We start from the raw sequence: 24,650 nt of genomic DNA, 5'->3' as shown, positions 1-24,650 counted from the left end.
TACAAAGCGAATAATGGAATGAGAATTTACAAAGGATAAAGAAATATGCTTGACGCCTAGGGTGTTTCTCTGATAGGTTTATAATTAAAAATTAAAAGTAAAAAATTGGAGGCTATTGAAGAATGGGAAATTGGGAAACGAAGTTTGTACAAAAGGGGTTTACGTTTGACGATGTGTTGCTAATACCTGCTGAGAGTCATGTATTACCAAACAATGTGGATTTAAGTATCAAATTATCTGAGGATATTATCTTAAACGTGCCTATTTTAAGTGCAAGTATGGATACAGTGACCGACGCCAATATGGCTATTGCTATGGCGCGCCAAGGTGGTTTGGGTGTAGTTCATAAGAATATGACTATCGCTGAACAAGCAGATGAAGTGCGTAAAGTGAAGCGGTCAGAAAGTGGTGTCATTATCGATCCATTCTTCCTTACTCCCGAGCAACCCGTGATGGAAGCTGAAAAATTGATGTCCCGTTATCATATTAGTGGGGTACCGATTGTCAACACATTAGAAGATGAAAAATTAGTGGGGATTTTAACCAATCGTGATATGCGGTTTATTACTGATTTTAGCGTCTCTATTGGAGAAGTAATGACAAAGGAACAATTGGTCACTGCCCCCAAGGGAACCTCCCTCAAAGAAGCAGAAGAGATTTTAAAACAACATAAAATAGAAAAGCTTCCGTTGATCGATGCTGAAGGACGTTTAAGTGGGCTTATCACAATAAAAGATATCGAAAAAATTAAACAGTATCCTCATGCAGCTAAAGATAAACATGGACGTTTGCTTGCAGCGGCAGCTGTTGGGATCACAAATGACACTTTTGATAGAGCGCGTGCGTTAATACAAGCTGATGTGGACGCAATTATTGTGGACACAGCTCATGGTCATAGTGCTGGAGTGATTCGAAAGATGAAAGAGATAAGAGAAACTTTCCCGAATGTTACTTTAATTGCTGGGAATGTGGCGACTGCTTCAGCGACGCGTGCTTTATTTGAAGCAGGTGCAGATGTAGTGAAAGTGGGCATCGGCCCGGGATCCATTTGTACAACACGAGTAGTTGCGGGTGTAGGTGTACCCCAAATCACTGCTATTTATGAAGCGGCAAGTGTAGCACGTGAACTTGGAAAACCCATTATTGCAGATGGCGGAATCAAATATTCCGGAGATATCGTTAAAGCCTTAGCTGCAGGCGGACATGCGGTGATGTTGGGCAGCATGTTAGCTGGGACGGATGAATCACCTGGTGAATTTGAAATCTATCAAGGCCGTCGCTTTAAAACATATCGAGGGATGGGCAGTTTGGGCTCAATGAAAAAAGGTTCGGGTGATCGGTATTTCCAAAGTCAAGTAACCGAAGCCAATAAAATGGTGCCAGAAGGAATCGAAGGACGCGTTGCCTATAAGGGCAGTGTTCAAGATATTATTTTTCAAATGGTTGGCGGGCTGCGTTCAGGAATGGGATATGTGGGAGCCGCAAGCCTTCAAGAGTTAAGAGAAAATGCCCAGTTTATTCAAATGACAGGTGCAGGATTGAAAGAATCGCATCCGCATGATGTTCAAATAACAAAAGAATCTCCAAACTATTCGATTTCTTAACACAATTGAATAGTTACCAAGACAAGCAGCTATTTTCAAAGTGAGCAATCAAACTTACTTTGAGAATGATATTCTGCTTGTCTTTTTTTGTATTGATTTTGTATCAATTAGATCAAAAAAATTCTTGACACTCTTCTGTATTAACCATATAATACACTGGAAGGTTGTATTAAGAACGTAATACAGTTGGAGCAGAATAAAAGCGAGGTGCAAGAATGAAGCAGACTTTCAATAGTCGCGATCCATTATATCTACAAGTAGTACGTCAATTTAAAGAGAAGATGGCCAACGGACAATACAAACCAGGTCAAGAAGTTCCTTCCCGTAGAGAACTGGCGAGTCAGCTCGGGATCAATCCGAATACAGCTCAGCGTGCCTATAAATTGATGGAGGAGGAAGATCTTGTGCATACAGGAAAAAATATGCCGAGTAAGCTGACGGGTGATCTTAAAAAGTTTAGCTTTGTAAGACAGGAATTGATTCAAGAGGCAGTCGATCAATTTATCGAGGTAGTAAAGTCTCTGGGCATTCCTTTAGAGGAAGCTCAAGAAGAATTGAGCAGACGTTATCAAGTAAATGGGAAAGCGAGTGAATCGGATGATTGAAGTAAAACAATTGAAAAAGAAATATGGAAAACGACACGTTCTCAAAGATATATCTTTTCAAGCGCACAAAGGGGAGATCACGTGTCTTATCGGTGTGAACGGTGTGGGAAAAACGACGATATTAAAGGGGATAATGAATTTAACTCCACTAAATGGAGGTATGGTTGAGATAGACGGCAAACCACTTACAAGCGAGCGCTATGAAGATATCACGTTCATCCCAGATACGCTCACAATGATGCCTTCCATGACAGTCAAACAATCGATGGATTTTATGAAAGACTATTATCGATCCTGGAATCCAAAACGGGCAGAAGATCTATTGACATTTTTCAAAATAAAAAAAGAAGAGCGGATTTCAGATTTATCCAAAGGGAATAAAGCAAAAGTGAATATGTTGCTGGGATTGGCTCTAGATGTAGATTACTTGTTAATGGACGAACCGTTTTCAGGCATTGATCTATTTAGCCGGGAACAAATTCTTTCCGTGTTCAGTAGCCATTTAGTAGAAGATCGCGGTGTGTTATTGACGACACATGACTTGACTGATTTTGAAACACTAGTGGATAAAGTGGTGTTGATCGATGATGGTCAGGTCGTGCGGGAATTTTATACAGAAGAAATGAGAGAAACGGAAGGGAAATCCGTTGTTGACGTTATGAGAGAGGTGTATCAATAACATGAATATATTTTTAAAATTATTGGCATTTGAATTTAATCGTTTTAAAAAAGGCTACCTCAGTTTGATCGGACTGACGTTTACTATTCAAGGAGTCGGGTTGTTTTTCCAGAGCCGAAGTTACTTATCCAAAGTGGAAATGCTCAAAGAAGAAGGAGTTTCCACGCAAGGAATTCTATCCCAATTAGGTCATTTTGATCTACTAAACTATACATACTCTCTGTGGTTTGTTGCACCGATAATGTTGGGAATAGTAGCATTGTTATTTTATAGCGTATTTATCTGGTATCGAGACTGGCTAGGGAAAAATACATTTATTTATCGGTTATTGTTGTTACCTGCAAAACGGATGTCTATTTATTTTGCGAAATTATTCACGATATTTCTTTCCGTATTAGGGTTAGTCAGTAGCCAGTATTTATTTTTACATGTATACAAGTGGCTGATTCCGTTGATCATCTCAGAAGAATTTACTCAAGTACAATCTATTGCCCAAGTAATTGAACAAGGAGCGTTCATGGTGTTCCTTTTTCCAAAAACTTTGCCATTTTTCTTTTTTGCCTATTTAACAGGATTGATGGTCCTGATGGTGCTGTTCACGTTGATATTATTTGAAAGAAGTTTTCATCTGAAGGGAATTTTGTTAGCTACAGGTTATGCTGGACTATCCTTGTTCATTTATTTCTCCCCGGCTATCTATCAACTATACACCCGAATAATTTTTGCAAACAGTGAAACATTTCTTTGGTTTTCGATCATGGGGATCGTTCTGATGGGACTATCCATACTCGTCAGCAACTTTTTACTCACCAAAAAAATTACAGTGTAAATAAGAAAGGATTATAAATATGAAACGATACGGACTGCTTCTCCTTACAATAATTTTATTTGTGAGTGCCTTTGGCTGGCATTATTTTTCAGTGGAAGCCACACATAATCAAAAACCGACTTTTTCTTATGTAACCAGTCGTGGAAATAAAGAATACGTAGAAAAGTTAAAACTTGTCGGATCGATTTACCAACCCGATAATGAATACAATCAAACAAACTTCATCCAAAAAGGAGAAGAGACGCTGTATGAGGAAGACTTTCCATTCCTCTATCAAATGGATACTGTTTTTTATGCACATCCCTCTTTTCAACGATTATATGAGAATTATCCAAACTTTGTAAAACGTAAAAATTATGGCAATTTCCTGATAGAAACACCCGAAACGATAGTCGAGGCAAGTGTGGATTGGGAGAAGCAACAATCGACTTCTACTACTATCCAAGTAGAAAAATTTAATAAAGAATCAGAAGATATAAAAAAATATACGTTCAATCTTCCTTTAGATAATCCTGCGGAATACAGCTACTTAGAATCGATAGAAGTCGTAGAGAATAAATTGATATTATTTCTTACTCACGTTGGTGAGAACAAATGGGAAGATGGAATGAACACGACTGCGGTAGAGCTGTTTGTTTATCAGATCGATTTAGAAACTGAAAAAATTGTATCAGCTGAACCTTTTTTAACGCAATTTCCGGCTACCGAATTTCCGGCAGAGACAAATGTCTCGGCCTTGAATTCAATCAATGGAGATGAAGACTATAAACAAAAAGAAAATAATCTATTCTTGATCAATCATGAGAATGAAGGGGAAACGCTGACTTCAATTGCGAATTATGACAGCAAAGATAATCGGCATACCATCCTGGATATAAAGGAAGAATGGATAGATTCTCCTACTCAGCAAATATATGAGGGAGAGACACTTTATCTGATTGAAAAAGAAGAAGCCGGATTCACGGTGCGTGTATTCAACATTGAAACGAATAAACTGGAAACGACTCTTAGTGTTCCGTTGACAGCTGCACTAATGCAAAACTTTAATGGCGAATACGTTGAGAGAGGGATGCGAGCAGCTGCCACAAATGATTTGCTCTATTTAGTCAGCACTAAATCTATTCAAAATGGAGAAGATGTTACGATTGTTGTTGTGGACTTGTATACAGGTCAGACGGTTTACGAAGGTACATTAGAACCTGATAACTTAACAGATGAGTGGAAGCCACTTGATGCAGAAATACAATTGATTGATATAGAAGAATAAGGTGAGCATATTATTACTCCTATCCCTCTCTTCTTTGTATACTAAGTAAGATCATAATCATCAAGAAAGAGGGAGAAATTGAAAAGAATCGTTATTTTATTTACTAGTTTATGGTTTATTGCTGGCTGCGGCAGTACGACTCCTATCCCAGAAAGTGGACAAGCAAAAGAAAATACACTTTTGTCACCCGCACCAGAAGGAATAGGATCTTTTCTAACATATCCGCCCTTTATTTCAGTGGACACAAAAAAAGAAGACCCCTTACTTTTTGTTCCCCAAAAACAGGAACGAAAATATTTACGGGAGTTTTCGGACGATCCTGTTTTAGTCGAATTAGAAACAGAGGTTCGAGCCCCTTCTTTTATGAAGGGGACAGTACCTGATTTAGTTACAGTCCATCTATCTTCTGTACTATTTGAAGACCGTGGAAAAACATACATTGCTTTGCTGGTAGCTAACCGGACGGAAGAAAGCGTAACAAATGAATTTCTTCAAATCAGTATCCGTTCGGTCAAGGATAGAGTGATCAAATTGCATACCACCCACCTATCTCCAAGTGATTTCGGTGTACTGGCTCCCCAAACAGTCATGCCTTTATACATGGAACTTTCTCCTTGGGAACGCTACTTATTTGAAGGAGAAGAAGCAAGAATGCACTATGTTATTGAGCTTTTTCGAAGAGAAACAGAGTCTTCCGATTCTGTAGACGAAATAGAGGACTATGAGCTATGAAGCTTTAGTTATCTAGATGGTCAGTTTCGTGTTGAAGCAGGAATTTTTTCATAGCAAGAGTTCCTCTATATCCGCCAAGCTCACCATTCTTTCGAATGATACGGTGACAAGGTAAAACAATGGTTAGAGGATTTTTGCCGATAGCACTTGAAACGGCACGAATGGCAGTAGGGTGATTGATTTTTTTAGCAATCATTTCATAGTCCTTTGTTTTACCGTATGGGGCACTATTCAAACCCATCCAAACACTTTTTTGAAAAGCAGTACCTCTCAAATCTAACGGAAGACTGAAGGTTTGTCGTGTTCCTTCAAAATATTCCTGTAGTTGTTGTAAATAAATCTGCATTTCTTCCTCGCTTTGCTGTAAAAGTGGGGAAGGGATTTTTTTGTCTATAAAAGCAATCAAATCTTCTTTTGTTTCATAAAAAGAACTTACATAACAAAGTCCTTTAGTGGTAGCCGCCACGTATAAGGTACCTTGCGGAGTGGGTAATGTGGCATAAAAAACGGGAGTGTCCATGTTATTCATAATTGTGATCCTCTTTTCTAATTGTAAATAAATCATTTCTTAGCACAATATTAACTTAAAAATGGGATAAACGGTAATAATGAATTAAATCAATAGGCATTCTTTTTTATTCGGAGTATAATAAAGATAGAGATAACTCCCTTTTATATTCTGATTTTTTGCATAGTCAGTTAAGTTAGTTTGCACATAATGAAACCGTTTACCTACTTAACTAAAGCCGCTAAAGAAATGAGGTGAGAAAAATGGCCAAAAATAAAAAGCGTTTACTCTATAGTCTATTTCTTTTATTCACATTTTTCGGTTTGTTTCTATCCCCTTTCATTTCAATAGTATCTGCGGCACCCGCTCAAACCTTATCTAAAGGTTCAACGAGCGAAAAGGTAGTCGCGCTAACATTTGATGATGGTGCAGATGGAACCAATATCAGTGGTATTCTTCAAGTATTACAGAGCCAAAATATAAAATCTACTTTCTTCTTGACCGGGTCTGGAGCAGAGCACCACCCTACTTCGATCAAGGCGATCGCTAGTCAAGGACACCATCTGGGTAATCATTCCTATTCTCATCCTGACTTCACTACAATATCTGCCACAGAGACCATCAGCCAGTTAAAACGTACAGAAGATATCATCCGTTCACTAACAGGCAAAGAACTTAAACCGTTCTTTAGACCTCCTTATGGTGCATATAACAGCACTGTTCTTTCTAGAGTCGGAGATGCCGGATACACGTATTCCGTAATGTGGACCATCGATACGTTAGATTGGCAAGGAAACTCTTCCGATGCGATCGTTGAACGTGTCATGAGTAGAATTACTCCAGGTGCGATCGTTCTGATGCACACTGGCCAAGGAGCTACTGGGACAGTGAAAGCTTTGCCAACAATGATTTCGCGCTTGAGAGCATTGGGTTATCGTTTTGTGACAGTTGCTGATTTAGTCGGAGGTACAAGTAGTTCATCCACTTATATCGTAAAAGCTGGCGACACGTTGTATTCCATAGCGTTGAAATATAGCACAACAGTCAGTACGCTTGTTTCTCTAAACAATATTTCCAATCCAAGTCTGATCAGTATCGGGCAAGTCATCAAACTTCCGTCGAGTTCGACTACACCGCCAACGACCCCAACGACAACGTATACGGTCAAGGCCGGTGACACATTGTACGCCATCGCGTTGAAATACAATACAACAGTCAGTACGCTTGTTTCGTTAAACAATATTTCCAACCCAAGTCTGATCAGTATCGGGCAAGTCATCAAACTTCCGTCGAGTTCACCTACACCGCCAACGACCCCAACGACGACGTATACGGTCAAAGCAGGTGACACATTGTACGCTATTGCGTTGAAATACAACACAACAGTCAGTACGCTTGTTTCGTTAAACAATATTTCCAATCCAAGTCTGATCAGTATCGGGCAAGTCATCAAACTTCCGTCGAGTTCACCTACACCGCCAACGACCCCAACGACAACGTATACGGTCAAGGCCGGTGACACATTGTACGCTATTGCGTTGAAATACAACACAACAGTCAGTACGCTTGTTTCGTTAAACAATATTTCCAATCCAAGTCTGATCAGTATCGGGCAAGTCATCAAACTTCCGTCGAGTTCAACTACGACCCCAACGACGACGTATACGGTCAAAGCCGGTGACACATTATACGCTATTGCATTGAAATACAACACAACGGTCAGTAAACTCGTATCTTTGAACAATATTTCCAATCCAAGTTTGATCAGTATCGGGCAAGTATTGATCATTCGGTAGACGGTAAAAAATTCTGTTAGTCTATCTAGGGGTAGATTAGCAGAATTTGTTTTGCTTTGAAAGCAGAACGAATTTTTTTATTGTGTGTTTCAATTGTTTTCTAGCAATTAAATTCATTATTTCGTGCAAAAAATCAGACCGCACCCAACTGAGTGTTAGGGTGCGGTCATTTGCATTTTCAGTATGTTACTTGATAAGTTTGTGGTAATTTAGCTTTTACTTGTTCCAGGATGAATTCTCTATCAGCAGTGTTTTCTACATCCAATTTATCAATATTTAAGATAAGTGTGGGACTTTTATCGTATGAATTGTACCAATCATCATAACGTCCATGCAATTTTTTGTAATAATTGAGTAATTCTGGATTGTCTTCAATTTGCTCGTATGAACGTCCACGTTTTTTAATACGTTCCAGATGAGTATCCAGAGAGCCACGTAGATAAATCAATAAATCAGGAGCTTTTTTGGGCATGCCTTTTAATTCTTCCATCATATTATCTAATAGATTCATATATAATTCCATTTCAGCATCGCTCATATTTCCATCTTCAAAATTGATTTGAGTAAAAAGAGCATCTTCATAAATCGAACGATCCAATACATTGTGTTGATGGGTCAAAGCTTGCTTGATACTACGGAAACGTGTGTTTAAAAAATAAATTTGTAGTGAAAAAGCCCATCTTTTTGGGTCAGCATAAAATTTTTCTAAAATGCGATTATCGTCAACACTTTCATAAAACGCTTCACTGTTTAATTCGCTTGAGATAAGTTCGGTAATGGTGCTTTTTCCAGCACCAATCATACCCGCTAATACAATCACGGCTTGGTAATCTCCTTCCATGAGTCAGATCTCCTGTCTCTATATGTAGTATAGTTTTGCTGTCTGTTATTAATAATACCACTAGATATAGTGGCGTTGCAAGAGAGAATTCAAAGAGTTCTTTCAAAAAAATTCATTAAGGAATGGCAGACGTGATATAAATTTACTGCGGTCTCGCGTATAATAAAAGAAACAAACTTTTTGGAGGGAATCGATGTGAAAATTTTACACACAGCTGATTGGCACATTGGAAAAATCGTCAATGAATTTTCTATGTTAGAAGATCAGGAATATATATTTAACCAACTCCTAACGATTGTAAAAGAACAAGAAATAGATGTAGTGATCATGGCTGGAGATTTATATGATCGTTCCATTCCCCCTAAAGATGCGGTGACTTTAGCAAATAATATACTCACAACTCTTGTTCAGGAAATGCATGTACCTGTGTTAGTAATTGCAGGAAACCATGATAGTAATGAACGGTTAGAATATGGTGCGCAACTATTAGAAAAAAGCCAATTGTTTATTGAAGGGACAGTAAAAGAAGTCACGCGAAAAATTGAAATAGGAAATAATCACTTTTATTTGCTACCGTTTGCAGATCCGGCAACTATTCGCTATTTACTGGAAGACGATACGATTCATAGTCTAGAAGATGCCACCCAAAAACAAATGGAACGAATAAAAGCCGACTGGGACCCTGAGGCTGTAAATATTTTGATTGCCCATGGATATATAGTAAATAATGGTATCGATTCAGTCGAAACTTCTGACTCAGAGCGCCCTTTAACAATAGGGACGGCCGAATATGTAGATGCTCATTTATTTGATGCATTTGATTATGTTGCTCTCGGACACTTACATAAAGCTCAAAAAGTAGGTAGAGAGCAAGTTCGTTATAGCGGTTCACCTTTAAAGTACTCTAAATCGGAAGTGCTGCATAAAAAACAGGTGCGGATCGTAACAATTGAGGAAGAGGGGATAACTTCAGAATCAATACCGCTTAAACCGTTCAGGGATATGCGTGTAGTTCGTGGGACCTTTCAAGAGTTACTACAAAACCAATCTTCTGATTATGTATTCATCGAATTGGAAGATACACAATATGTTATGGATGCAATGAATCAACTAAAAAAACGTTATCCATATGCTATGAGTCTTGAATATAGACGAACAGTTCAATCAAATGAAGAAAAAGATCAATTGAACCGCGAGCAGATGAAAAACAAATCCGTTCCTGAGTTATTCAAGGATTTTTTTGCTTACTATAAGCAGCAAGAATTGGATGAAGAAAGTGAACAGGCAGTAAAAGAAGTTGTTGAAGAAATCGGGAGGGAACTATAAATGAGACCGATCAAATTAGTCATGAATGCATTTGGCCCGTATAAAGATAGAGTGGAACTGGATTTCCGTTTATTTAATGCGCAAACATTATTTTTAGTGAGCGGACCTACTGGAGCAGGGAAAACGACTATCTTTGATGCTATTGCCTACGCCTTATACGATAATGCCAGTGGAGATAGCCGAGACAAAGATGCTTTTAAATCGCAATTTTCAACCGATCAAGAATTATGCTATGTGGAACTTACTTTTGAGTTAGTTGGAAAAGAATACTTTATCAGACGGTCACCTGCACAAAGCGGACCGGCCAAAGCAAAAGGAAAAACAAAAAAATACATGAGTGAAGTAGAGTTTCGTCATCCTAATGGGATCACCACCAAAATCAAGGAAGCCAATGATGAAATTAAAGCATTGCTCTCATTAGAATACGAACAATTCCGTCAAATCGTGATGCTCCCCCAAGGAGAGTTTAAGCGAATGCTGGAGTCCGACAGCGGAGAAAAAGAAAAAATCTTTCGTAATATTTTTCAAACGTCTCCTTTCGAGTTGTTTCAAACACGGTTGAAAAAAAAGAAAAAAGTGTTAGATGATAAACACAAAGAAACGATGCACGCTCTCACACAAGTGATGACTGGCATACAATCCAATGGAGATGAATCGCTCGAATTGGCAATAAAAGAAGAACGTATGGCTGACGTCGTCAGTGAGTTGGAAAAAGAAGTACAGAAACAAGTTGAATCATTGACCGCTATCAAAAAAAGACAAGTGCAAACCGAAAAAGTGTTAGAAGAGGTTAAAGCCATTCAACAATGGATAGCAAAAGAAGAGGCTTTGGTATCCAAAGAAAAAGAATTGGCTGCTAGAGAAGGAGCCATTTCAGTAAAAGAAACGCACGTGAGCTTACATAAAAAAGCTCAGCAACTTAAAACACTGCACGATACGATTGAAGCAAATGTGAGCGAAAAAAAACGGTTGATCAAAAGCTTGCAGAACACAATTGATGAAGAAAAAGAGAATGCAGAATACCTTGCAAAAGAAGAGAACACGTTTGCTGCTTTACAAGAAGCTTTTCAAACAGTAGACCAAAAAAGAGAACTGCTGCAAGCACTCAAAGAAGAGGAAAATAGGTTTGAGGAAATAGAGAAAAACCAAGGGAAACAACAAGAAATTAGTGAAGAAAAACAAAGGTTAGAGAAGAAACGAAAAGAACTTGGCGAGCGGCTTAAAGAAATCGAAACAGAAAAACAAGAAGTTGCAGAACAAAAAGAGGAAACAGAAAAACAGAAAGAGCTTTGGAATCAGCTTAAAACGGAAATAATGAAAGCAGAAAATGAGCAAGAAAAGCTGGAACTGAAGCAAAAAGAGTTTCAGGATGCTGAAAAGAAAAAAAGAGTAGTGGAAATGAGACAAAATGAGTGGAAACTAGCTCAAGAAGCTTATGGGGAAGCAAACGAACAGTTTGATCGACACTATCATGAATACAACAGGAACCTGGCGGGGATTTTAGCTAAAGAGTTGGAAGGTGAGGAGCCTTGTCCTGTTTGTGGATCAACTGATCATCCACAGGTAGCCGTTGTGACTCCAGAGACGATCACAAAAGAAGAATTGAAAGTTTATGAGGAAACGCGCAATAGGGAAAGACAACAACTTGATCAATTGACAGCGACAATCAGTACACTTAAGGAAGAGTTGGATGAAAAAATACGAGAGTTGAATTGTTCCTTGGTCACCCTGACAGAAGCCAGGGAAGAACAAGAAGGGGATCTCCAGAGGAAAAAAAGAGAATGTACAACTCTTTCTGAGCAAGCATCTCAAATCGAACAAGAACTTTCTCAAAAAGAGACACTGGAAAAACAGTTTGACCAGTTAAATGCAGAGGAACGAAAGAAAGAAAAAGAAAGTGAAAATGCATCAGCAACACTTATAGGGATGCAAAATCACTTGAACGAGTTACAAGAAAAAATAGAGGAATTAAGTAATAGGCAAATGCATGAAGAAGTTACAGAAGTTCGTGAAAAACGAACAAAGTTGGAAATTGAAATTGCACGCATTCAAAAGGAGTATGACGAAAAACAAGTACGAATCCAAGCGTTGCAAAGACAACAAAGCAGTATTGAAGCTACTAAAAAGCAACTTCAGGATAGTCTCCAGAACCAAAAAGAAAAAGCAGAAAAAGCTGAAGCGGAATTTGCTGAAAAAGAAGCTGAATTAGCTCTGGGTGAACCCTTCGAAACGTTCCTGTTGGGGGAAGAAACAGCTGATGAGTGGGAAAAAGAAGCGAGCCGGTTCAGACAAGAAGCCTATGCGCACGCTCATCAAAAAGAGGCGCATAGCAAAGAGAAACCCGTAAAGGGAAGCTTAGAATCAGCTGATATCTATGCAGCAAGAGAAGCAGTTATGAAAACAAGAAAAACCGAACTGGAAGCAGAAAGAGATTTCTATGTGGCAGCAACTGACGCTAATCAGAAAGCATTACGTGAACTAAAAACATGGTTAAAGAAAGAAGCAGCCACACAGAAAGCTTTCCGTATTTATGGGAATCTATCTGAATTAGCAAATGGATCCAAAGAAACAGACTATGTTTCCTTTGAACGTTACGTTTTAGGGATTTATTTTGAAGAAATATTACAAGCAGCAAACCATCGTTTTCAAAAGATGACAAATAAACGATACCAATTAAGAAAGAAACAGACAAAAGCAAAAGGCGCTGGTCCTCAAGGATTAGAGGTAAATGTATTCGACCAATATACTGGTCAAGAACGGAGCGTGAACACGCTGTCTGGCGGGGAAACCTTCAAAGCTGCGCTCGCATTGGCATTGGGACTCAGCGAAGTCATTCAAAATCAAAATGGTGGAGTGACAGTGAATACGTTATTTATAGATGAAGGATTTGGTACATTGGATTCGGATTCTTTAGACAACGCCATTCAAACATTGATGGAATTAAATGATCGTGGGCGTCTAGTTGGACTGATATCTCACGTGGAAGAACTCAAAACAAGAATACCAGCACATATTGAAGTAGAAAAAACGACTAAAGGAAGTACGGCTGCCATTCGTGTGTAGTAAAAAAAACCAGAGACAAGCGTTAGTCTATTAACTAGACTGACTTGTTTCTGGTTTTTTGTATCTACTCCACAGGTTGAAGGGCTATTATCAAAGTAGTGTTATTCGGTAAGTAACCCTTGTTCTCGCAAGTAGTCTTCTGCAACTTCTTCTGGTGTATCTCCTTCGACATCGACAGCGTAATTCATTTCACGCATCTCATCATCCGTGATTTTACCGCCTAGAAGATTTAAGGCTTCTTGGATCTCAGGATTTTCATCGATCAATTCTTGCAGCAGTAAAGGAGCTCCTTGGTAAGGTGGGAACAATTCTAGGTCATCTTCTAAAACGACCATATCGTATCGGACCAATTCGCTATCGGTACTGTAAGCATCGACTAGATTGATGTCTCCTTCGTCTATTGCCTGGTAACGCAGTTGTGGTTCCATTGTTTGAAGGCTTTCAAAGTTGATTCCATACAACTCTTGAATCCCCAGATAACCATCTTGACGGTCAGTAAATTCAAGAGTGAAACCTGCTTTGATTTCGCTTGTAATCGATCCTAAATCGGAAATGGTTTCTAAACCATACTGCTCAGCTAATTCAGAAGTAACTGCCAGAGCATAGGTATTGTTGAATTCCATCGGCTCAAGCAAGGCCAGATCGTATTGTTCAGCTAAGCCATCACGCGCTTGCTCATAAACTACGCGAGCATTGTTTTCAGCAGCCTCTTCTTCTAGGAAGGTTGCCAGAACGGTTCCGGTGAATTCAGGATAGATATCGACATCTCCTGAACGAATAGCGTTGAATAGGAAAGTCGTCTTTCCAAAATTGGGTTCCAAGGAAACGGTGAAGTCTGTTTCTTGCTCAATTAAATCTTTATACATGTTGATCAAAATAGTTGGTTCAGTACCAAGTTTTCCTGCAATTGCTAATTCATTATCCTCTTGTGTAAAAAATGGATAGGCGATAAATCCGACGATGAACAAACTGGCAAAACCTAAAATAATTCCCGTTTGTTTGAAAGGGATCCGTTGGAAATAGCCTAAAATATAATCAAATACAATCGCAAGCAAAGCAGCAGGGATCGCTCCAAGCAGAATGAGTGCATTATTTCCTCGGTCGATTCCGAGTAAAATCAGACTACCTAAACCACCCGCACCAATTAAAGCGGCAATCGTTGCAGTCCCGATGATCAAAACCATAGCATTTCGAATCCCTGCCATGATAACGGGCATTGCAATCGGTATTTGTACTTTGAGGAGTTTACGTCTGTGACTCATTCCCATTGCATCTGCCGCCTCATTAATAGCGGGGTCAATTTCCGCTAGCCCAGTATAGGTATTGCGTAAAATGGGCAGAAGCGCATAGACAACAAGCGTGATAATAGCAGGAAGGGTCCCGATCCCGACCACTGGTATCAATAGACCCAACAATGCTAGGGAAGGAATCGTTTGAAAAATAGCTGTTACTTGTATGATCGGTTCGGCAACACGTTTATGTTGAACTAAATAAATAGCTAAGGGAATGGTAATGATAACGGCAATCAGCAAGGAAATAAACGAAAGTTGCATGTGCTCGATCAGCGCTTGAACCAAATCACCACCACGTTCTTGAAATGTTGTGATCAGTGTATTCATTGTGTACCTCCTTGCTGCTCTTGAGCGAGATATTCAATGTAATTTCTTTGTGACAACAACCCGATGACTTCTCCCTTTTCATCTAAAAGACCGACGACTGCTTGCTGGGCCAATAGCGGAAGAAGTATATTCAATTTAGCCGTTGATGATATTGTTTCCGTATAACTTTGTCCCTCAATGCTGGAAGAATAAAATCCTTTGTCCATTATGGATTGAACCGTTTGGGGCTGTTTGTAATCTGGAAGCCCTGTTTGTAGGAATTTTTTAACAAAATCATTTTTTGGATGTGCTAAGATTTCATCCGGCGTTCCGATTTGTTCGATTTTCCCATGATTCATCAAACAAATCCGATCGGCTAAAGTGATAGCTTCTTGCATATCATGTGTGACAAAGACAACGGTTTTCTTAAGTTTTCTTTGTAGTTCGACAACATCTTGCTGTAAATTGTACTTGCTAATAGGATCAAGCGCACTAAAAGGCTCATCCATTAAAATAATATCCGGATCAGCTGCTAGAGCCCTCAACACACCGATTCGTTGTTGTTCGCCTCCTGAGAGTTCGGATATCTTCCGGTGGCGATATTTTTCCGGATCTAGGCCGACACTTTCGAGAAGTTCAGTGACCCGGTGATGCATCTTCTTATTATCCCATTTTTTCATTTCTGGAACGACCCTGATATTTTCTTCAACAGTCATATTGGGAAATAAAGCAATTTGTTGAAGAACATACCCAATATTCCAACGCAATTCTTGCAAGTTATAGTCACTGATCGGCTTTTCATCTATCCGAATAAATCCATTAGTTAATGAAATTAATCGATTGATCATTTTCAATGTAGTTGTTTTGCCGCTTCCGCTGGGTCCAATTAAAACAAAAAATTCCTGGTCTTTTATTTCTAGTGAAAAATCGGACACTACAGGTTCTCCTACCGTGTACTCTTTTGAAACATTCTCAAATCGTATCATCTTCTGCCTCCTTACTCCTAGAGCTAATTAGTGCACTGAGGAGTTTTTCTATTCATTTTTTAAGGGGTTAGTCGCCGGTCCATTCAACACTTCTCCTGTATAAGAGAAACGTGAACCATGACAAGGACAATCCCAAGAACGTTCTGCATTATTCCAGTTTAAGCTACACCCCATATGGGTGCAATGAGGATGGATCAAATGAATCTGATGTTCTGGATCTTTGTATGCACCTAAAATTTTTCCTTGATGGGTCACTTTTTTTCCTTCATCAACTTTCAAGTCTGAAAGAGTCAACTCTCTCTTTTCTGTCAAATCAGGAAAGAAATCTTTGGGAATAGACAGATTTTTCTTGAAGAAGTTTTGAATGCTTTTCTGTTTGAAAGGTGTGCGAAGAGGAGTAAAGACAGTGGTGTAAGGATTCTCTTCTTCACAAATCAAATCTGTGATCAATTGGGAAGCTAGCGCGCCATTCGTCATTCCCCATTTATTCATTCCTGTTGCCACAAAGATGTTTCTGGAATGCTTAGTCATTTGCCCGATATAAGGAACCAAATCTAAAGTTGTCATGTCTTGTGAAGACCAGTGAAAAGGTGCTTCAACTAAACGGAAATTGTTTAAACCGAATGCGACTAAGGCACGGTAATGTTCCTGGGTAGACTGTTTGCTTTTGCCTGTCGGGTGAGTTTCTCCACCAATCAATAGCCATTGTTCATCCGGCGAGATGGACAGGGGACGCATAGAGCGTTTGGGAAGATCGACACTCAGATACATTCGTTGCGGAACCGGTCCAGCCAGTTTGGCCGCGACAGAATAGGAACGAGAGATACTCAATTTAGAAAAATACGATCCATTGAAATCGTTGAAAGGATAATGGGAGGCCACCACAACTTTGTCACAAATCAATGTATGGCCCGTGTTGGTATGCACTACTGTGGGATCCTTGTAAACTTGGGTGGCACGAGTGTTTTCGTAAATCGTGCCGCCTAGGTTTACAAATTCTTCGAGTATCCGTTTTAGAAACTTCACAGGATGAAACTGAGCTTGTCTCGAAAGAGTAAGTGCATTCTTCACTGGTAGGGGAAGATCATGCAATAATCCTTCTGAATACGTAGCGGAAAGCTGAAGTTGTTCATAGGCCCACAACTCCTTGTGGATTTTTTTCTTTCCTTGGGAAGTAGTAGAATAAATAGTGGACTCTTTTTCTTGCCAATCACAATCGATTGAAAGTTCTTCGACAAGTTCGCTTATATAATTTAGTCCGTCTCGGTTGGCTTCCACATAAAGTTTTGCTTTTTGTATTCCAATCGATTGAATTAGATCGGAATACAAATAGCCGTGCTGGATACTCACTTTTGCTGAGGTATGTCCGGTCACTCCTTCTAAAAGGCGATCGGCTTCAATCAAGGTGACTATTTTTCCTTGTTTTGCTAAACGATACGCAGTTAAGATCCCTACGATTCCTCCACCGATTACCCCTACCTCAGTTTCTGTATTCGAGTCAAGTGTGGGATAGTGAGGGAGTAGTTCTTCTCTCCAAAAAGATCGGGGAAAGGGATGAAGATAGGTGTCAAGCATAGTTTTTTGCATGAATCCGTCCTCCTTTGTTGACTGAAGAATCTGAAGCATCTCATGGATAAAGTATACCATTTTAGTGTATGAAGGGTGAAAGATAAGCAACGACAAAAAAGAAATAGCAACAATAAATCTCCCCGTGATCATCAGTCAGTTGATTTTATCAGTTGCTTTAATGGACAGTAGGCCATAAAATAAAAGAGCTAGAGTTCCAACAAATATTTTGTGTAAATGTACATAAGGTGGAAACAACAGAAAGCGAGGAACAGAATGAAAGTTGGAGGAATAGTTTTTTGGAAACGTATAAAACAGACAATGAAACTGAACTGTATGCTTTTATACGTTTCGGATTTTTATCAGCTTTAGCTCGTGGTATCGATTTGGGATCGTTCACTTTAACTAGTGGATTTTTTTAATCAACATGTAAAGCTATAGCTGAGGCACCGTTCGGGGTAAGATTAGTGGGTTCGTTACCCAATTACTTCACGGATTGCTTAGTGGTCTTTAACAAAGATAAAAAGTTTGACAGGGTGCATAAGTATACACGAGTTGTTTTTTTGGATTTCCTGAGCGAGTATATTTGTGTATTCGGGCAAACAGTTAGTTGTCTTTGTACCCACTTCCATCGTAGAGGCAGGGGATACTCGTTCTCTGTAGTTAGACCTTGCAATGAAGATGGGTATTTAAACAAAAAAACTGAAAAATAAAATTGTTCTAGTTACTTTCCTCCTATATAATAGAAAGGAATGCGTCAGGAAAGGAGGAGTGAGATGCTTACAGGTGTCATTGTCAATACAATAGCAATTTTCGTTGGTGGAACAATCGGGCTCTTTATTAACAAAGGCCTACCTAAAAAACTAGAGAAGGCACTGATGCAAGCATTAGCATTGAGTGCGATGTATATTGGGATGACTGGATTATTCAGTGGTCAAAATACATTGTCTATTATTTTATCCTTAGTATTGGGGACGATTATAGGAGAAATCATTGATTTAGATGCTAAAATCCTCCATTTGGGGCAGAAATTAGAGGAAAAATTCCCTTCAAAAGATAAAGATGTTTCTTTTTCGAAAGGATTCGTGATGGCAAGTTTGATTTTGGCGGTCGGAGCATTATCCATTGTAGGATCTTTACAAAGCGGACTGACGGGAGACCATTCTATCCTCTACACAAAAGCAGTGATGGACGGTGTAACTAGCTTAGTACTTGCATCCAGTTTAGGAAAAGGCGTACTATTCTCAGGGTTTTTAGTTTTTGCTTATCAAGGGAGCATCACATTATTTGCAGGCGTATTGGACTCGATTCTAACGGATCCCATGATCCAAGATATCAATGCGATTGGTTCCATTTTGATATTTGCATTGGGGTTAAATATACTAGGGGTCACGAACTTGAAAATCATGAATTTTGTTCCGGCAGTTTTCGTACCAGTCTTATTTTGGTTTATGTATATTTAATAGTACATAAGTAAAGGAGAGGATATTATGTGCGGACGTTACTCGTTGGAAGCATCACCAGAAGAATTAGAAAAAAGATACAATACACAGTGGGATGTGGACTCGTTTGAAAAACAAAAAGAAATTTTCCCCACCCATTCTCCCATCGTGTTATTGCCCAATCATAAATTCTACCCGGTGAAATGGGGATTCACTCCTGGATTTACTAAAAAACCGTTGATCAATGCACGTATAGAGGGAATTCTGGATAAAAAAACGTTTAAAGTCCCGTTTGAAAAACAACGGTGTATTATTCCGGCCACCTCGTTTTTTGAATGGAAAGTTAACGAGGAAACAAAGGAGAAGGAAAAATTTACAATAGAAATGGAAAACCTTCCAATCTTTTCTATGGCGGGTATTTGTCAGCGTTACCCCAATAAAGAGGGGGAAAACGTATTGACATTCTCCATCATCACCACAGAAGCAACGAATGAAATGAAAGCAATCCATCAGCGGATGCCTTTTATTTTACATCCGAATGATGAAGAAAGTTATTTGAATCTAAAACTAGACCCAACACAGCTGGTACAAGCGCTACATCCGCTTTCCCAGGGGTTTCGTTTTAAAAAGGTCAATCAAAATTGAAGGAGTGGAACGAATATTATGGAAGAACTTTTCACAGAATTTAGACTGGTTTTATATGTACTAATTGCTTTTCAGTTGATCGTTTTAGGTCTTTCGCTTCATAGACATTCTCGTTCATCTAAAATTAATTTTGTTACTATTTTACTGTTATCTGTTTTTGCATTTGCAGTGAATGGTGCTTTGTTTTACACAGAAAACCAAATGCTAACGGATTTAATAATGGACGCAGACTCTTTATCATTCTATTTATTTCTAGCGGTTTTTGCTCTGGCAATTCTTAATCCTGTTTTGTTCAAATTGCGAAATAAAAAAATACGAAGATATAATTTTTATTAAGGGAACAGTATTTTTAAACCGAGTTAATAAATGTTAAATTGGTGAGCGTATGAAATGAATCCAATTTTTTTATAAAAAATTAATGGAGAATAAAAAAAGACAAGTCAGAGACTTGTCTTTTTTTTGTCACAGAACCTTTTAGATAACAGTTCGTATTCAATTTGTAACACAATTAAAATCTTTATTTCTGTATACCTATGTTAAGATGAGTTTATCCGAAAAAACGCATTTAAAGATAAAATAAATATAATGATAAGCTAAATATTATAATTAATTTAAGCAATAATAGATATACAGGAGGACACAATGAAAAAGAAACTTACAGTTGGATTACTTACTTTCATGTTACTGTCAACCGGCTCAATCGTCACTCCACTTGAAACCGCTAGTGCTCAAACTTTAGAAGAAATGAAGCAAGAAAAACAAGAAATTGAGAATAAAGCAAATGAAGTAGGCTCACTGATTCAAACACGCGATCAGGAAATGAATCAATTGGACCAAGAAAAAGCTTCACTCGAAACAGAGGTAAGAGGCATCCAAGAAACTATTGATGACATAATGCTGAAATTAAATGAACAAGAAATTAAAATTGAAGAAGCAAATACCGAAATCAGTCGCTTACAAGCTGAAATCACTAAATTGAAAGAACAAATTGCTAATCGTGAAGATAAATTGCAACATCAGGCACGTGCCGTTCAAACACAAGGAAATATGACCAATATGGTACATATCGTCGTTGCCTCCGAAAGTCTAAGTGACTTGATCGGGAGAATGGGAATGGTGAATGAAATTGTTTCTGCTAATAGAGGGATCATGACAGAACAAATCAATGACCAATTAGCAGTGGAAGAATCAGAAACAAGTGTTCAAAAGGAAAAAGAAGCCATTGTACAAATCAAAGAAGAAATGCAAGCGGATCGTACAGAATTGGCTAGTCAACGGGTACAATTAGAAGACCGCATCAATGAAGTAGCTAATCAATTTGAAATGACAGCTGAAGAAAAGGCAACCTTTATTTCTGAACAACAAACGCTAGCTCAAAAATCAAGTAAATTAGATGAAGAAATGCAAGCAGAGCAACAACGATTAATCGAAATTGAAAAAGCTCGTCAAGAAGAGATCCGTGTTGCTGAAGAAAAAGCTCGTCAAGAAGAAGCGGAAAGAAAAGCTTTAGCAGAAGCAAAAGCTGAAGAAGAAGCGAGCCAAAAAGCACGTATATTAGCTGAAAAGAGAGCGGAAGAAAATGCCGCCGCAAAAGCAGCTAAGAAAAAGGCAGAAGAAAAAGCGGTCGCTGCTGCATCAGTAGTGAATATCAAAAAAGAAGAAAAACCAGAACCGAAACCAAAACCAGAAATCAAACCAGAACCAGCACCAACACCAAAACCGGAAGTTAAACCAACGAACTCAACTGGATTTATTTTTCCAACTTCTGGAAGAATGACATCAAGATATGGATACCGTTTACATCCAATTTATAAGACTTATCGTTTACACGCTGGAGTAGACTGGGCTTCATCCGCTAAAACAGCTCCTTCAATTGTAGCGGCCCAAAGTGGACGCGTTGTAAGAGTGGTATATAGTAATACAGGATGGGGAAATTACGTAAAAATAGACCACGGTAATGGAGTACAAACACTTTATGCTCATATGTTAAGTGACTTGAGAGTTTCAGTAGGACAGACTGTTTCTCAAGGACAGAGGATTGGAACTATGGGGAGTACGGGAGCCTCCACTGGAAGACACTTGCACTTAGAAGTTTATAAAAATGGACGTACTGTAAATCCAATGCTTTATTTCTAGGAAAAAGTTTGAATTACTAGGAGTACTTGAAGGCACAATCGAAACATATGCTATCTTATCTAATAAAAAGGGTTGCGACAATAGTCGCAACCCTTTTTATTATGTTATTAAGGTCGTTTATTATTACGAGGATAAAAGAAATAAGGCTGAATAATTTGAAAGAGCGCACTGTTCAATGAAAGACCCAGTGCAATGGCACCAGAAACCAAGAATGTTTGGGTTCCAAAGTGAAGCGCCATTTCTCCATTACCTTCAACGAGTGCACGCATCATCGTATAGGCAGCACCGCCGGGAACTAACGGGATAATTCCTGGAATACTAAAGACGATAACGGGCATCCGGAATTGTCGCGCAAGTAATTGACAGATAATGGCTACACCAAAAGAGGCTATGCCTGAAGCAAAAAAGTTACCGAGTTCTGAAAAGGTTAAAAAATAATCAAAAATAAACCAGCCGGTCATTCCTGCTATGCCGGAAGGGATAATCGTACGTGCGGGAGCATTATATAAAATAGCAAAACCCATTGTTGCAAAGAAACTAGCCAAAAAAGGAATAAATTGTTCGAACACTATATTACCTCCATATCTATGAAGCTTCTATTTGTAAAAATCATGGTATATTGGTCAAGCTTCAATCACGACCTTATTTCTATAAAAAAGTCAGGACAAGCGCAATGCCGATGCCGATGGCTGAGGCTGTTAAGATAGCTTGGGCAGCAACGGATATGCCTGCGAGTAGATGTCCCGCCATCAAATCCCTGAAGCTGTTAGTGATAGCCATTCCGGGAACAAGGCCCATCACGCCGCCGATGATGATCATGTCTAAATTTTGTCCGAACTGCAGAGAGGTAAATACAAGAGCGAGTATGCCGATCAGGAAAGAAGCCACCATTTCTGCAAAAAAAGTTACATGGATCAACTTTTCAATTTTTGTATATACGAGATAACCTACACCGCCTGCGATAGTGGCAGGAATAAAGTCGGCTAGGACGCCTCCAAAAAGCAATGAAAAGGAACCGCAAGCAATGGAAACGGCGATCAAGCGTTGCGTTTCACTGAAAAAGTGTGAATCTTCTTCTATCTCTCGAATCTTTTCTTTGGCAATCTCAGGAGAATAGGGAGAAACCGCTAATTGCCTTGAAAGATTATTGACCAGAGCAACTTTTTCCAAATTTGTCTGTTGTTCAGTCATCCGCAATAGCTCGGTATGGTCCTGTCCATCTTCTCCTTGAACGGTGAGGATAATGGCAGTAGGAACAACAAAGACATTTACATAATGAAGATTATAACTTTTGGCAATACGTTGGAGTGTATCTTCTACACGATAAGTCTCCGCTCCATTGGCTAGCATAACTCGACCAGCTGCGATGCAGACATCGAGTATATCGGCAACTTGAAAAGTGACGGGTTTCATTCAACGTCCTCCTAAAGCATATTTTTAAAGGTATTCAGTAAGTGAAATGTATGTTTGGTAGAATGTACACTTCATTATAACGTAAGAAAAGAAAATAGAATATGAAAGTTTTAATCTAGGTTAAACAAAGGCTGCAATTGTGCTACAATAATCAGGAAATGCACAGCATGTAGCGGAATAATGTACGTAAGGAGAATGCAAAATGAATCAACACTACACGAATCAATCACAATCGAAATGGACCAGCCGCTTTCCTGAATTAGAAGCGATCGCTCATTCAGAGGAAATGTTTTGGAGGAATCCATCATATATGCCTTTTAGTGAGGCTATGGATAATACACATTTTTCATTTGCTGATGTAGAGGATGCAGAAGCCAGATTGCAACGCTTCGCTTCATTTATTCAAATAGCTTTTCCTGAAACAGAAAAAGCAAAGGGGATCATCGAATCACCGATCACACAATTAAAAGAAATGAAACGATACATTGAGAACCGATACGATCAACCGATCACAGGTGATTTTTACTTAAAAAGAGACGATTTGCTTCCGATTGCGGGAACGATCAAAGCACGCGGTGCTATTTATGAGGTCTTAAAACACGCAGAAGAGTTAGCCTTACAAGAAGGTCTGCTTCAAGATAAGGAAGAAGATTATAGTGTTTTTGCTACAAAAGCATTCCATCATTTTTTCTCTCAGTTTAATATCACAGTGGGCACAACAGGGAATTTAGGAATCAGCGTCGGGAGAATGGGGAGCGAACTGGGTTTCAACGTAACGGTCCACATGTCTGCAGAAGCCAAACAATGGAAAAAAGATTTTCTGAGAAGTAAAGGTGTCGAAGTGATCGAACACCAGACAAACTTCACCGAAGCTGTCACCAAAGGAAGAGCAGAATCAGAACAAAATCCCAAAAGTTATTTCGTGGATGATGAACATTCGCAGGAACTCTTTTTAGGCTACACAGCTGGTGGTTACCGAATGAAAGCCCAATTAGCCGAGGAGGGAATAACAGTGGATGCTGACCATCCATTGTTCGTCTACTTGCCTTGTGGAATCGGCGGCTCACCAGGTGGCATTACATTTGGGATGAAACAGGCATTTGGAGATAACGTCCATTGTTTCTTCGCTGAACCGACGGAAATGCCTAGTATGCTCGTGGGGTTATTGACCGAAGAATACGACAATATTTCTGTTAATGAACTCGGGTTGGGATCGTTAACGGTCGCGGATGGATTAGCGGTTCCGCGAACTTCTGGTTTGGTTGCAAAAATTATGCAGTCTTTCTTCAGTGGAGGGTATACAGTCGCCGAAAGCGAATTTAAAATCTTGCTCAAAGCCTTGCATGACACAGAAAACATTTTTCTTGAACCGGCAGCATTAGCCGGCGTTTCCGGTCCAGCCCGTTTGTTGAAAACAAAGGCAGGACGATCCTATTTAGAGAAACAAGGCTTAACAAAAAAATTACAGCAGGCGACACATATTGCTTGGGCTACAGGTGGTTCAATGGTTCCTAAAATAGACCAAGAACAGTTTTTACAAGAGAGCCAAGAAGAAATCAATAAAGAAGACCAGAAGATAAACAAATGAAGTGGCAGGCTGAACTCTAAACTAAA

General features: G+C 39.1%; 22 protein-coding genes. 15 read left to right on the top strand and 7 right to left on the bottom strand.

The features are described from left to right. The first annotated feature begins 122 nt into the window (after window positions 1-122). The 6 genes from guaB to H626_RS0103390 all read left to right on the top strand — a co-directional run bounded on the left by guaB (window position 123) and on the right by H626_RS0103390 (window position 5,716). On the top strand, window positions 123-1,604 hold the full coding sequence (gene guaB, locus H626_RS0103415) for an IMP dehydrogenase (RefSeq protein ID WP_027108090.1): 1,482 nt from the start codon (window positions 123-125) through the stop codon (window positions 1,602-1,604). Between the two features lie 215 nt (window positions 1,605-1,819). Further along, window positions 1,820-2,209 carry a GntR family transcriptional regulator gene (locus H626_RS0103410; protein WP_027108089.1) on the top strand — a complete coding sequence of 130 codons (390 nt, stop codon included), beginning with the start codon at window positions 1,820-1,822 and terminating at the stop codon, window positions 2,207-2,209. Continuing rightward, a complete protein-coding gene (locus tag H626_RS0103405) occupies window positions 2,202-2,888 on the top strand; it encodes an ABC transporter ATP-binding protein (protein ID WP_027108088.1) in 687 nt (228 codons plus the stop codon). The genes H626_RS0103410 and H626_RS0103405 overlap by 8 nt, the downstream gene beginning before the upstream one ends. A 1-nt stretch (window position 2,889) precedes the next feature. Next, entirely contained in the window at window positions 2,890-3,717 is an 828-nt protein-coding gene (locus H626_RS0103400; protein ID WP_027108087.1) for a hypothetical protein, read from the top strand. Between the two features lie 19 nt (window positions 3,718-3,736). After that, the gene (locus H626_RS0103395) at window positions 3,737-4,984 is read left to right on the top strand and encodes a hypothetical protein (RefSeq protein ID WP_027108086.1); all 1,248 of its coding nucleotides are present in this window, start codon (window positions 3,737-3,739) and stop codon (window positions 4,982-4,984) included. A 78-nt stretch (window positions 4,985-5,062) separates the two neighbouring features. Further along, window positions 5,063-5,716: a hypothetical protein gene (locus tag H626_RS0103390; protein WP_027108085.1), complete on the top strand. Its 654-nt coding sequence runs from the start codon at window positions 5,063-5,065 to the stop codon at window positions 5,714-5,716. A gap of 4 nt (window positions 5,717-5,720) precedes the next feature. Here H626_RS0103390 and H626_RS0103385 read toward each other — a convergent pair whose 3' ends face one another. Next, a complete protein-coding gene (locus tag H626_RS0103385) occupies window positions 5,721-6,245 on the bottom strand; it encodes a methylated-DNA--[protein]-cysteine S-methyltransferase (protein ID WP_051237766.1) in 525 nt (174 codons plus the stop codon). 242 nt (window positions 6,246-6,487) lie between these two features. Between H626_RS0103385 and H626_RS10535 the strand changes: the two genes are divergently transcribed. Further along, complete coding sequence (locus H626_RS10535) at window positions 6,488-8,020, top strand: LysM peptidoglycan-binding domain-containing protein (protein WP_084140145.1); 1,533 nt, start codon at window positions 6,488-6,490, stop codon at window positions 8,018-8,020. Between the two features lie 178 nt (window positions 8,021-8,198). Here H626_RS10535 and H626_RS0103375 read toward each other — a convergent pair whose 3' ends face one another. Further along, window positions 8,199-8,861 (bottom strand): deoxynucleoside kinase, encoded by a 663-nt coding sequence (locus H626_RS0103375; RefSeq protein ID WP_027108083.1) that lies wholly within the window; start codon window positions 8,859-8,861, stop codon window positions 8,199-8,201. 195 nt (window positions 8,862-9,056) lie between these two features. On the opposite strand from H626_RS0103375, the gene H626_RS0103370 reads away from it, so the two are divergent. Next, entirely contained in the window at window positions 9,057-10,187 is a 1,131-nt protein-coding gene (locus H626_RS0103370; RefSeq protein ID WP_027108082.1) for an exonuclease SbcCD subunit D, read from the top strand. Next, the gene (locus H626_RS0103365; protein ID WP_027108081.1) at window positions 10,188-13,250 is read left to right on the top strand and encodes an SbcC/MukB-like Walker B domain-containing protein; all 3,063 of its coding nucleotides are present in this window, start codon (window positions 10,188-10,190) and stop codon (window positions 13,248-13,250) included. 101 nt (window positions 13,251-13,351) lie between these two features. Here the strand turns inward: H626_RS0103365 and H626_RS0103360 are convergent, their stop codons facing one another. From H626_RS0103360 to H626_RS0103350, 3 genes are read right to left on the bottom strand one after another with little or no spacing between them, the layout of a single operon-like run. After that, window positions 13,352-14,869 carry an ABC transporter permease/substrate-binding protein gene (locus H626_RS0103360; protein WP_027108080.1) on the bottom strand — a complete coding sequence of 506 codons (1,518 nt, stop codon included), beginning with the start codon at window positions 14,867-14,869 and terminating at the stop codon, window positions 13,352-13,354. After that, a complete protein-coding gene (locus tag H626_RS0103355; RefSeq protein ID WP_027108079.1) occupies window positions 14,866-15,834 on the bottom strand; it encodes an ABC transporter ATP-binding protein in 969 nt (322 codons plus the stop codon). The genes H626_RS0103360 and H626_RS0103355 overlap by 4 nt, the downstream gene beginning before the upstream one ends. 48 nt (window positions 15,835-15,882) lie before the next feature. Beyond that, window positions 15,883-17,421, bottom strand: a complete 1,539-nt coding sequence (locus H626_RS0103350) for an FAD-dependent oxidoreductase (RefSeq protein ID WP_211221942.1) — start codon at window positions 17,419-17,421, stop codon at window positions 15,883-15,885. Between the two features lie 278 nt (window positions 17,422-17,699). On the opposite strand from H626_RS0103350, the gene H626_RS11685 reads away from it, so the two are divergent. The 5 genes from H626_RS11685 (at window position 17,700) to H626_RS0103325 (ending at window position 21,623) form a co-directional block, all read left to right on the top strand. Further along, window positions 17,700-17,822: a hypothetical protein gene (locus H626_RS11685; protein ID WP_281170654.1), complete on the top strand. Its 123-nt coding sequence runs from the start codon at window positions 17,700-17,702 to the stop codon at window positions 17,820-17,822. A 354-nt stretch (window positions 17,823-18,176) separates the two neighbouring features. Beyond that, complete coding sequence (locus H626_RS0103340) at window positions 18,177-18,863, top strand: DUF554 domain-containing protein (RefSeq protein WP_035618437.1); 687 nt, start codon at window positions 18,177-18,179, stop codon at window positions 18,861-18,863. A 27-nt stretch (window positions 18,864-18,890) separates the two neighbouring features. Beyond that, entirely contained in the window at window positions 18,891-19,487 is a 597-nt protein-coding gene (locus H626_RS10530; protein WP_051237764.1) for an SOS response-associated peptidase, read from the top strand. 18 nt (window positions 19,488-19,505) lie between these two features. Then, a complete protein-coding gene (locus H626_RS0103330; protein ID WP_027108076.1) occupies window positions 19,506-19,823 on the top strand; it encodes a hypothetical protein in 318 nt (105 codons plus the stop codon). A 306-nt stretch (window positions 19,824-20,129) separates the two neighbouring features. After that, window positions 20,130-21,623 (top strand): peptidoglycan DD-metalloendopeptidase family protein, encoded by a 1,494-nt coding sequence (locus H626_RS0103325; RefSeq protein WP_027108075.1) that lies wholly within the window; start codon window positions 20,130-20,132, stop codon window positions 21,621-21,623. Between the two features lie 107 nt (window positions 21,624-21,730). On the opposite strand, the gene H626_RS10525 is transcribed toward H626_RS0103325, so the two are convergent. Together H626_RS10525 and H626_RS0103315 are read right to left on the bottom strand one after the other, a co-directional pair. Then, window positions 21,731-22,192, bottom strand: a complete 462-nt coding sequence (locus H626_RS10525; RefSeq protein ID WP_211221941.1) for a threonine/serine exporter family protein — start codon at window positions 22,190-22,192, stop codon at window positions 21,731-21,733. Window positions 22,193-22,271: 79 nt separating this feature from the next. Next, window positions 22,272-23,036 carry a threonine/serine exporter family protein gene (locus tag H626_RS0103315; RefSeq protein ID WP_027108074.1) on the bottom strand — a complete coding sequence of 255 codons (765 nt, stop codon included), beginning with the start codon at window positions 23,034-23,036 and terminating at the stop codon, window positions 22,272-22,274. Between the two features lie 202 nt (window positions 23,037-23,238). Here H626_RS0103315 and H626_RS10520 point away from each other — a divergent pair, with 202 nt between their 5' ends. After that, window positions 23,239-24,624 (top strand): D-serine ammonia-lyase, encoded by a 1,386-nt coding sequence (locus tag H626_RS10520; protein WP_051237762.1) that lies wholly within the window; start codon window positions 23,239-23,241, stop codon window positions 24,622-24,624. The last annotated feature ends 26 nt before the right edge of the window (window positions 24,625-24,650 follow it).

It is taken from the genome of Lacticigenium naphthae DSM 19658, from assembly GCF_000425865.1.
Classification (GTDB): domain Bacteria; phylum Bacillota; class Bacilli; order Lactobacillales; family Carnobacteriaceae_A; genus Lacticigenium; species Lacticigenium naphthae.
This window is presented reverse-complemented; position numbering and strand designations above follow the sequence as displayed.